We start from the raw sequence: 10,632 nt of genomic DNA, 5'->3' as shown, positions 1-10,632 counted from the left end.
TTTCAAATCGTGACACATCTGCGGTGGGAATTTTTCGTTCCAAAGGCTGATCCGCCTCCGATTCCCGAAATGAAAGGAATGCTGACTTGTGGTGCGGCGATACATTGCATTGCCGCACCACAACATACTTCCGGAAGTGCCGGAAATCATCAATTCCGCAGCTTCCGGAGTTTTCCAAAAGCGTGCGGAAGTGACGATTCTTCAACCATCGCAACATTCCACGGCTTTTGCGGCCAATTGCCAATTGCATTGATGGCAATTCAAGATTGTCCTGCAGGTACCATCCATCCCTACCATGTTCTCGTTGCGTCTCTATTGTTTATCCACAGGCCCATTGCGTCCTAAATCGTTGCAATTGCGGCCATGCCACGCCGAATCGTCCCAAATCGCACGTTCTCCGACCACAACCCCGGAAAAATGCGCGCCAAACCATTGCCATCGTTTATATTGCACGCATGAATACTGATGATGCATACAAGCCAATCCAGCGGGCGACCCTGTCCGAAGCCAGCTGGCGGATTCTTCGCATCGCTCGGTCCGTGGAGCTGCGTCATCCCATAAGCCATGAGACCGCGCTCGCGATTTGGGGAGTCGAGTTGCCTGCCGACAGTGATTGTTCGGCTTTTTCACTGCGTTCGTCGCAAGTCAGTTATGCTGGGACGAACGTGGAGTATGGCTGGAATGAAGAGGATCCGGAAGGCCCGGCTTTCGGACATTCCGAGTACTCCGTCCATTCCGGACAGGATTTTCCGGATTTGGATTTTCAATATTCCCCGGATTCTCAGGATTTTTCGCGGAATCATATCTCAGGTCTTCGGCAGACAGCGTCGCAATCTCCCCAATCCTCGTCGCAATCTTTCCAATTTCCCCAATCCTCGTCGCATGCAACGGCAAAACTTCACACGGTCGCCCAATCACCGGCCCTCCGCGGCCGCATGAAGAAAGACGCGTCCTTGTCGGCCGATGTGACTGTGCATGTCTGGAAAGGCCTGTCCGCGCGGCATGTGCGCGAAGTCGCCGGAGTTCCAGTGCTTATGCCGGTTCCGTCGTGGGCTTTGGCTGCCGGCCGGTGGGGCATCCAGGATGTCGTCATGGTTGCGGAGTCGTTGATTCGCCATCGGTTCGCCACTCGTGAGGGGCTGATCGAGTTTGCCAAAACTGAGAACGTCCCATACCGGAGTAAGTGTCTGGATGCGTTGGAGCTTGTGCAATCGGGGAGCGATTCCCCCAAAGAGACTGAGATGAGGCTTGTGCTCGTCCGCTACGGACTGCCGATCATGCGGCCGAATTGCGTGGTTCCCGGCGTGAATTTTGCGAACGGCGCTGTGGTGACGTTGGATCTTGTTGATGCCGAGCATCGTTTTGGCTTGGATTATCAGGGCGACCATCACCGTACCGACCGTGCGCAGTACCGGCGCGACCAGAGCAAGCTGTCGCGACTTGCGGCCGCGGGCTGGACTGTGTTTTCGGTCACGCAGTTGGATTTGTCTGATGAACTGCATCGGGCCGCGTTTGCCATGAACGTCGCTCATGCGTTGTCTTCGATTGTCGGCCGGCCGATTGGAGTGACCACGCCTTTGCCATGGCGCAAAGTGGTGCTGCGATACCGGAAAGCCCGCAAGCTCGGGCTGCTTGACTGATGGGTTCCGCTGGACGCGTCGGGCGTTTTCTGGGTTGGCGATGTTTATGAAGCGTGTGTTGGCGTCGACATTCGCATAAGCTGTCTGCTCCGCATAATCGTGCCCCTCGTCCGGCGCGGGTTGTGCCTTTCGCTCGGCATTGTGCTAGGCGCCGGAATCCGTGGCTACCTTTGAGGCGAGCTCATCTCTCGTTGCCCCAGTACGTTTGGCAGTGCCTTCTGCGTTGTGTCTTTTGCTCGGTGCCGCGTCGAATTGGTTGGAATCCTTGAGAGCAGCTGATGGGCATGTTCGGTGTCTGTCATTCCAGCGTGTTTGGCCGTATCTTCTGTGGGTTGTGCCTTTCGCTTGGTCCCGTTCCTTTTGCGGGTCGTGCTTTTCATCCAGTGTTGCCTGTGAATGTTTTGATGATTTGTCTGGATGCGTGGCTTTTCGGTTGATGGCGAAGCATGGGTCGAGGGCTCATTTGGCTGTGCGCGGTGTAAAGGGGACTTGTTTTTGTGTCACGATTTCGAATTTTGGCCAAATTTTTGGATCGTGACACATCGCTTCTCGCTCGGGGGTATATTTCTAGGGTATTTTCCTTGGAAAAGCGGTGATTTATACCCCCGTATTGCCTTTTTCGGAAGAAGAATGTGTCACGATTCGAAAAAACGGCTGGAATTTTGAATCGTGACACATTCTGGACGATATCTACCGCCGGAAAGGGCTGTCGGCACGGGGCTTATCCGGCGGAAATGTTCCGCCTGCGTCCGTTTCGCCTCAATTTTCCGGATGGATTCGTTTGGGAATGGGGGAATTGAGACGGTGGGTGGCCGGAGCATACCCTCCGGTATGGAGCCTACGCCTCCGGCACGGCTTGCGCTGGGCATCCGTGCAGCACGGACAGCATCGCCCGCTTCTCCTTGGTGGTGACGGTCAACCCATACTTGGCCTTCACGCCAATCTGCCGCGCCACGTAATCGCACCGGTACGCGCCGTTCGTCGGTAGCCAGTACGCGGCCGACGCGGAGCCCTTCTCCTGATTGGCGGGGCCGTCCACCGCCAGAAGGTTGTACATGTCGTTGCCGAACCGGACCCGCTTGGCCCGGTCCCACGTGTTCGCACCCGACTGCCATGCGTTCTCCAACGCCACCACATGGTCGATCTGCACGGCGGACGAGGTGTGTATGCCGCGTACGAAACGGATCGTCTTGCCGGTGTACGGGTCAGATAATGTGCCTGACTGCACCTTGCAGCCCTGCTGGTACCGCACGTCCGTCAAATCGCGTGCCAGCACATCCTCACGCACGTCGCATCCGTTGCCATCGTCATCCGTCTGACGGAAGCCGAACGAATCCCGATCGTAACCTGCACGGCGCGGATCGTCATCGACCGTCAACTGCTGCAACGTCTGCGCGGCGGTGCCGGACGCGGTGTACTCGCCCGTCAATTCGCCGACGGTCGGATTCACCTTCGGCATGAGCAGGCCGATTGTGACGCCCGCCACCACGGCGACCACCAGCAGGATCATTATGCGTTCCACCAGCCCGTCGGCATTGAACAGACGCCTGCGAAAATGCGTGCCGTCACGCGGTCCGCGCCTTGTCATCGCGCCCCACGCGCCCCGTGCAAGATCACATGCAAGATCACGCGCAGGCTCACGCGTACGTGAACGTCATCGGATCATGACCTGCGCGCGTCGGACCATCGAGCGCGTCGATGGCCGCATGCTCGTCCGAGCTGAGCACGAAGCCGAACAGGTCGAGATTCTGCTTCTGCCTGTCCGCATGCACCGACTTAGGAATGATGATCGTGCCGTTCTCGATATGCCACCGCAAAATCACCTGCGCGGGCGTGACGCCATGCGCCTCGGCGATACGCGCGATCACGCCGTCGCCGGCATTCAGATCCGCGCCACGGGCCATCGGCGAATACGCTTCGACCGCGATGCCATGCTCCTTGCAGTACGCCACCACCTCGCGCTGCTGCCACGTGGGATGCAGTTCGATCTGGTCGACGGCCGGATATTCGCCTGTCTCCTTATGCAGTCGTTCGAGATGCTCCGGCAGGAAGTTGCACACGCCGAGCGTACGCACGCGGCCTTCCGCACGGAACTCATCAAACGCCTTCCACGTCTCGCCGGAACGCCAGTCGAACGGCGTCGGCCAATGCAGCATATACATATCCACGTAGTCGAGCTGCAGCAGACCAAGCTGACGGTCGAACGCCTTGCGCGCGGAATCATACCCCTGTTCCGAATCACGCAGCTTCGTCGTGACCCACAGGCTCTTGCGGCGTTCGCCCTGCGTGAAACCGGCGTTCTTCAGCGCGCGGCCGACGCCGGCTTCGTTGTTGTAGCCCGCGGCTCCGTCGATATGACGATAGCCGGCTTCCAGCGCGCTTTCGACCACGGGAGTGACGCCCTCGTCGTCGATGCGCAGCACGCCCAGGCCGATCTGCGGAATCAGGTTACCGTCGGCAAGCGTGATCATCGGAGTATGAAAGGTGGCCATATCCTCCACAACCTTTCGTGTAGGAAACAAACGTATCCTTCCCAGCTTAGCGTCAGACGGCGCCGACCACGCTGGACACCCGCGGAAGATCCGCGGAAAGTACGCAGCGGAGATTTCGTAACATTTCCGTGCGCGCGTCCGCGCTATAACGTTGCACGGATATACGGGGAAACACGCATTGGGGGAAGAGAGTGAAGACGAACGATGGCGTACCCGAGCAGGGACAGAATCGCATGCTCGAGCGCAACCGCAAGCCGGTGTCCGACCCGGACCACAAGTCCGCGCCCGACCGGCAGTATCAGCCAAACCAATCAGACCAACAGAACCAGCCAAGCCAGAGCCAACCAAGCCAACCCCACCACCACGGCCACGCGCTCGCCGGCATCCTCGGCCCTGCGTTCGTGGCCGCGGTCGCCTACGTGGATCCGGGCAATGTGGCCGCGAACATCACGTCCGGCGCGCGCTACGGCTACCTGCTGGTGTGGGTGCTGGTCCTGGCCAACTGCATGAGCGTGCTCATCCAATACCAGTCCGCGAAGCTCGGCATCGTCACCGGCAAAAGCCTGCCGGAGATCCTGGGCGAGCGGCTGGGCGACGCCGGTCGATTCATGTTCTTCATGCAGGCGGAGGTGATCGCCATCGCCACCGATCTGGCGGAGGTGATCGGCGGTGCGATCTCGTTGAAACTGCTGTTCGGCCTGCCATTGTTCATCGGCGGCTGCATCATCGGCGCGGTGTCCACGATATTGCTGATTTTCGAGAAGGGCGCCACGCACCGCGTGTTCGAAAAGCTCATCATCGGCTTGCTGCTGGTGATCACGTTCGGTTTCATCGCGGGCCTGTTCATCGCCCCGCCGAATCCGAAGGACGTGCTCACCGGCTTGATTCCGCGGTTCAAAGGCACCGACACCGTGCTGATGGCCACGTCCATGCTGGGAGCCACGGTCATGCCGCACGCCATCTACCTGCATTCCACGCTTGTCAACGACCACTACGCGCCGGGGGAGAAGAAGCCGGGCGTCAGGAAGCTGCTTCACGGCAGCAAGATCGACGTGGTCTGGGCGTTGCTTCTCGCCGGTTCGGTGAACCTCGCGCTGCTGATCCTCGCCGCGAATTCGCTGCATGGCATGACCGGCACCGATACGATCGAGGGCGCGCAGCGGGCCATCCAGCATGTGCTCGGCCCCGTGATCGGCACGATCTTCTCCGTCGGCCTGCTGGCGTCGAGCCTGAGCTCCACATCGGTCGGCACGTACGCGGGCAGCGAGATCATGCATGGCCTGCTGCGCATCAAGGCGCCGATGTGGGCGTGCCGCGTGGTGACGCTGGTCCCAGCGCTGGTCGTGCTGTGGTTCGCGAAGAACCCCACGCAGGCGTTGATCGTCGGCCAGGTCGTGCTGTCGGTCGGCATTCCGTTCGCGATCATCCCGCTGATGCGCTACACGCACGACCGCACGCTGATGGGGGAGTACGTGGACGGTCCGGTCAAACATGCCGTGAACATCATGGTCACGGTGCTGATCGTCGCATTGAACGTGCTGCTGATCGTATTGACATTGCTTGGCAAGGCGTAATCTGTGCCGACAAGGCATGGTTCGTCCGGCAGGGCCTTGCCAAAGGCCATGGCCGAAGCCAAAACCTACTGCGCCAACTCCATCCGGCTCCCGTCCGAATCGTAGACCACGTACGCGTGCTTGCCGTTGCGCTTCGCCTCATACAACGCCTTGTCGGCCGTGGCCACGATGTGCTCCGGACTCCGGTATCCGCCGGCGGCCACACGGCATATGCCGACGCTGCAATGCACGTCCTGCCCGCGTTGGACGGACGTCTCACGCATCCGCCTGGCGAACAGTCCCAAAGTGGTCCGAATCACGCTGGTGTTGCTCGTGCCCTTGATGAGCGCCACGAATTCGTCGCCGCCGAATCGGCAGATCACATCGTCTGGCCGGTAGATGTTCCGCAACGTGTCGGCTACCTGACGAATCCAGAAATCGCCGTCGGAATGCCCGTACGTGTCGTTCACGTGCTTGAAGTCGTCGATGTCCACGAACATGAGCATGGCCTCATCGTCGGCGTCCATCGAATTGAGATGATCATTGATCCGCTGCAGGCCGGACGACTTGTTCCACAGTCCGGTCATCGTGTCATGTTCGGCGGCGAAGCTGGCTTTCTGGTAGGCGATTTCCTGCTGCTGGAATTTTCGCGCCATCTCAAGGTTGTCGACGACGAACATGACTTGCGTGGAGATCACGACGGAGATGCTTTGCAGCGAGAAGCCGTACAGGAACGTCTGCAGGACCGTGGTGATGATGGGCAGCACGAAATACGCAATCAGCGCGTAGTAGATGCTTTTCGACACACGGCTGCGGTATTGGTACAGCATGGAGAAGCTGATGGCCATGCCGATGAACGCCAGCACCTGCGTGAAGATGTAGTACGTGCCGCGATGGTAGACGTTGTCGGCGTCGAAATAGTAGTACATGTCGTTGAATTGCGAGACGACCATCAGCGCAATCGACACGGCGGAGGTGGCGAAGGTCGCGTATAGTCCCCATGGCGCCTTTTCGCCGTTTTTGCGCACGATCTGCCAGACGTACAGCGTGAAGATGCTCAGATACAGATAGTTGATGCAGTATACGGCCATATCGCCGGCGCGCACCGCGTTCTCCGCGAACCAGCCCGGACGGCCGTCGAAATACCAGCCGGTCATGTCAGCGGCCAGCAGCAGCACGCAAAGCGCCTGCATGATGATCTGCTGCGATTTGCGGGTGGCCATTCGTCGGGAGCCCACTATGAGGCCGATCGTCGCAATCGCGCAGAAGATGATGCCCCACAGCTCCATGCAGATGTGGAACATTTTCAGCATGGACATATGGTCCTCCCTGATACCCCCGGCTATTTCGTACGTTCGCTGTTATAACACATCTTGTTGTCGTTTGCCTATTAAGGGGGAGTATGTGGCGGATTTTCCCCTTCGAGAACGTTGCGGACATCCGCTGGCGCTGAGACCACCCATGGGCATAGACTGCTATCGTCATTCGTTCCGATGGGTACATTCCCGATGGTTGCATGAAGGTTCGCATAAGGGTGATACGGGAACGATATGCGATGCGAAAACGGTGCGGAACGACGCGAGGCATCGCGGGAACGACGGAAGCTGATAAGCGACATCGAGGAACGCGCGAGGAAGAGGTAAGGAAGATATATGAGTGGTGAGGAACGGCGTAAGGGACTGTCCGAGGCATTGACCCGGGACGAGTCGTACAAGGACGGCCATTTGACGCATGTGGCGTTCGTTTCGATCGCGATTCTGACGTTCATCACCTTTGTCGGCAATTTCACGCAGCTGCAGTTGAGCGCGGCCTTGCCTACCATCGTCGGCGATTTCGGCATCTCCGTCACGACGGGCCAATGGCTCACGTCGATTTTCCAGCTCGTCATGGGCGTGATGGTGCCGCTCACCGCCTACCTGACCCGCCGTTTCTCCACTCGGCAGATTGTGATCGCCTCCATGACGGTGTTCACCATCGGTTCCATATTTGCCTGGCTCGGCCCCACGTTCGCGCTGGTGCTGGTCGGCCGTATGCTGGAAGCCATCGGCGGCGGCGTGATGTGGCCAGTTCTGCAGATTACCGTTTTTTCGATATATCCGTTGTCCCGTCGTGGCATGGCGATGGGCACCGTCGGCATGGCCATGAGCGTCGCACCTGCGATCGGTCCCACGTTGGGCGGTTTGCAGACCGATGTGAACGGTTGGCGTTCGATTTTCCTCACCTTGACGATCGTCGGTGTTATCTCGCTGTTTGTGGCGATTTTCGGCTTGCATAATTTCGGCACGCGCGACACGTCCGCAAAGGCCGACTTCTTCTCCGTCGGCCTGTCCATTTTCGGCTTCGGCGGCCTCATGTTCGGTTTCACGAACATCGAATCGTATCCGTTCGCGAATCCGATGGTATGGCTGGCCATGCTGATTGGCGTGGTCGGCATCGTCTGGTTCGTGCTACGTCAGATTCATGGCGCTCGCCGGCAGGCCGCCGATCCGAATCGTCAGCCGCCGCTGCTGAATCTGAGCGTGCTGAGGAACCGTAGCTTCACCGTCGGCACCGTCACGGCCGCCCTGTCATTCTTTGCATTCAGCTCGATCATGGTGATCATGCCGTTGTATATCCAGAACTGCCGTGGCTATTCCGCCGCGGTCAGCGGCCTGGTGATGCTTCCGGGCGCGCTTGGCCAGTGCATCGCGCAGTTCTTCGGCGGCAAGGCGCTTGACCGTTTCGGCGCGCGCCCGGTGGCGTTGATCGGCTCGATCACTCTGCTGTTCGGCACGATCATGATGAGTCTGATTTCCATGACCTCATGGATTTGGTGGGTGTCGATTTGGCAGTTCGTCCGCCAGATCGGCATGGGATTCGTGCTGATGCCGATCACCACATGGTCGCTCAACTGCCTTGAACCCGAAGAGGTCAGCGCCGGCTCGGCCGTCACGAACACGGTCCGTCAGATCACCGGCGCGATCGGCGCCCCCGTGCTGGTGATTCTGATGGAGACGTTCACGTCCCTGCGTTGGGCCGCGATCGGCGGCGCGAAGAAGATGTACGCTGTGGCGAACGTGTTTGGCATCCAGTGGGCACTGCGCGTGAGCGCCGCGATCTGCTTCGTGATGGTGCTGATGGTCTTCTTCGGCGTGCGCGGCAACGGCGCCGGCTCCACCCGCGACACCGTCCAGCGCGCCCTCAACCGCATGCACGCCCACACCGAGGCCTGACTCACCCGGTTGATGCGGCCTGGCTACTCGGTTGCGACGCCGGCTGTGGCCGACGCGGCTGCTGCAGCCGGCATTGCGACTGACGTCGCAATCTGACACCAATAGCCACTGATCGCCTTTCCATGCCTACGCTATGCCTACGCTCACGCCATTCCGCAGCCATAGCCGCACCAATCACCTATTCCTATACCTACATTTTTGACATTTTGTAGGTATAGACATACTATATGGTCATTTCTATACCTACGTTTTCAGCTTTTTGTAGGCGTAGCAACGCCGGATAAATCGGTTCGTGCTCACGTTTTTGCAAGAACGACGATTCAGGGATGGTGATTATGGAATACAAGAGCATACGGCAGACGCTGGCGATGTCATCATCCACACTCAAACCACAGGATGCTGCCGAAAAGGAGTATGAGAACAGGCTGAACGGCTATTCGACATATCGGTCGGGGATCGTATTCGATGGTCATGAGATGTTCGCCGTGGCGTTCAGGGAACTGCTTAACGCCATGGATTCCGTGCGTGGTATGGAAGTACGGGTCGAGGCATTGTGGAACACGTTGCCGCCAATCGCCCGCAAGGCGTATCTGATGGAACTTATCGGCGCGGAAATGCAAAACACGAACACGATAGAAAACGTGCATACCACACGCGAGGAGATCGCAGACGCGTTGAATTCCGCGGTGGCCGATGGCCCGCATAAGCGATTGAGCGAGCTCGCCAAACTGTTCCTCGGCCTTTCCGGCGAGGGAACCGCGCACCTTGACCTGCCCCAGACGCTGAACGATATACGCAGCATCTACAATCAGGTGATGGACGGCGAATTGAAGGATGCCGACAAACCCGACGGCATGCTGTTCAGAGCCAGAACCGTTTCGGTCTATGACGGTGCAGACAGGCTGATCCATAAGGGCGCATGGCCGGAATCGGAGATTCAGGTGCAGCTGACCAAATGGCTGGCACTGCTTTCCAACGAGACCATTCCGCCGTTGCTGCGGTCCACGATGTGCCATTACGCGTTCGAATGCATACACCCGTTCTACGACGGCAACGGCAGAACGGGACGGTTCCTGCTCGCCCTGCAATTAAGCAAATGCTTATCCGTACCGACGGCGGTCAGCCTGAGCTCGGCCATCGCCGAAGCGAAAGGACAGTATTACAAGGCGTTCGATGACGTGCAGCATCCACTGAATTGCTCCGATGTTTCCTTATTCTGCTATCGGATGATCCGTTTCATCGCCACAGCCCAGGAAAACATCATCTCCGTGTTAAGCGAGAAGAAGGCCATGCTTGATGCCGCGAAAGACAACCTCGAACGGTACGCCGATGCGCATGACGTTCCCGAACTGCAACGGGACATACTGTTCTTCCTGCTTCAGGAGGAGCTGTTCGACGAGACTTCGAATTCCATATCACGGCGATTGATGCGCGAATGGCTTGGCGTGGGGGAGCGGAAGGTGAGCACCGCGCTCGATGCATTGATGAATCTGGGATTGCTGGAAGCGCATGGAAAACGGCCGATTCGGTATTCGTTGAGCGATGCTGCACGTGGCGAGTTCTTGCGATGATTCAGTTTCGACGTTCGTGCGGTGGCGTACAGACGGTGGCGTACAGACGGTGGGAAAGACGGTGCGAAGAACGGTGAGCACGTAAAGGCACTGTGAACCTCGCGGACCGTTTACAACGAATCCATATCGCGTTGCGTATGGTGAACGGGAACGTAATGAAAGGC

At 58.6% G+C, this 10,632-nt stretch carries 8 protein-coding genes; 5 read left to right on the top strand and 3 right to left on the bottom strand.

The genetic code is table 11. From position 1 onward, the window contains the following. Positions 1–345 (top strand): hypothetical protein (locus ACR0P8_RS07350; protein WP_432624466.1); only part of this gene is annotated, 345 nt, incomplete at its 5' end. 110 nt (positions 346–455) lie between these two features. Continuing rightward, a complete protein-coding gene (locus tag ACR0P8_RS07345) occupies positions 456–1,640 on the top strand; it encodes a hypothetical protein (RefSeq protein ID WP_432624465.1) in 1,185 nt (394 codons plus the stop codon). An 838-nt stretch (positions 1,641–2,478) separates the two neighbouring features. Here ACR0P8_RS07345 and ACR0P8_RS07340 read toward each other — a convergent pair. Both ACR0P8_RS07340 and ACR0P8_RS07335 read right to left on the bottom strand, forming a co-directional pair. After that, positions 2,479–3,228, bottom strand: coding sequence for an HNH endonuclease family protein (locus ACR0P8_RS07340; protein WP_432624464.1), 750 nt, complete (start codon positions 3,226–3,228; stop codon positions 2,479–2,481). A gap of 49 nt (positions 3,229–3,277) precedes the next feature. Then, entirely contained in the window at positions 3,278–4,132 is an 855-nt protein-coding gene (locus ACR0P8_RS07335; RefSeq protein WP_432624463.1) for an aldo/keto reductase, read from the bottom strand. Between the two features lie 191 nt (positions 4,133–4,323). On the opposite strand from ACR0P8_RS07335, the gene ACR0P8_RS07330 reads away from it, so the two are divergent. After that, positions 4,324–5,706: an Nramp family divalent metal transporter gene (locus ACR0P8_RS07330; RefSeq protein ID WP_432624462.1), complete on the top strand. Its 1,383-nt coding sequence runs from the start codon at positions 4,324–4,326 to the stop codon at positions 5,704–5,706. Positions 5,707–5,771: 65 nt separating this feature from the next. Here ACR0P8_RS07330 and ACR0P8_RS07325 read toward each other — a convergent pair whose 3' ends face one another. Next, positions 5,772–7,004 (bottom strand): GGDEF domain-containing protein, encoded by a 1,233-nt coding sequence (locus ACR0P8_RS07325; RefSeq protein ID WP_432624461.1) that lies wholly within the window; start codon positions 7,002–7,004, stop codon positions 5,772–5,774. A 333-nt stretch (positions 7,005–7,337) separates the two neighbouring features. Here ACR0P8_RS07325 and ACR0P8_RS07320 point away from each other — a divergent pair, with 333 nt between their 5' ends. Next, complete coding sequence (locus ACR0P8_RS07320) at positions 7,338–8,897, top strand: MDR family MFS transporter (RefSeq protein WP_432624460.1); 1,560 nt, start codon at positions 7,338–7,340, stop codon at positions 8,895–8,897. Positions 8,898–9,232: 335 nt separating this feature from the next. Next, positions 9,233–10,468, top strand: coding sequence for a Fic family protein (locus tag ACR0P8_RS07315; protein WP_432624459.1), 1,236 nt, complete (start codon positions 9,233–9,235; stop codon positions 10,466–10,468). The last annotated feature ends 164 nt before the right edge of the window (positions 10,469–10,632 follow it).

This window comes from Bifidobacterium sp., from assembly GCF_050874245.1.
In the GTDB taxonomy this organism is placed as follows: Bacteria; Actinomycetota; Actinomycetes; order Actinomycetales; family Bifidobacteriaceae; genus Bifidobacterium.
This window is presented reverse-complemented; position numbering and strand designations above follow the sequence as displayed.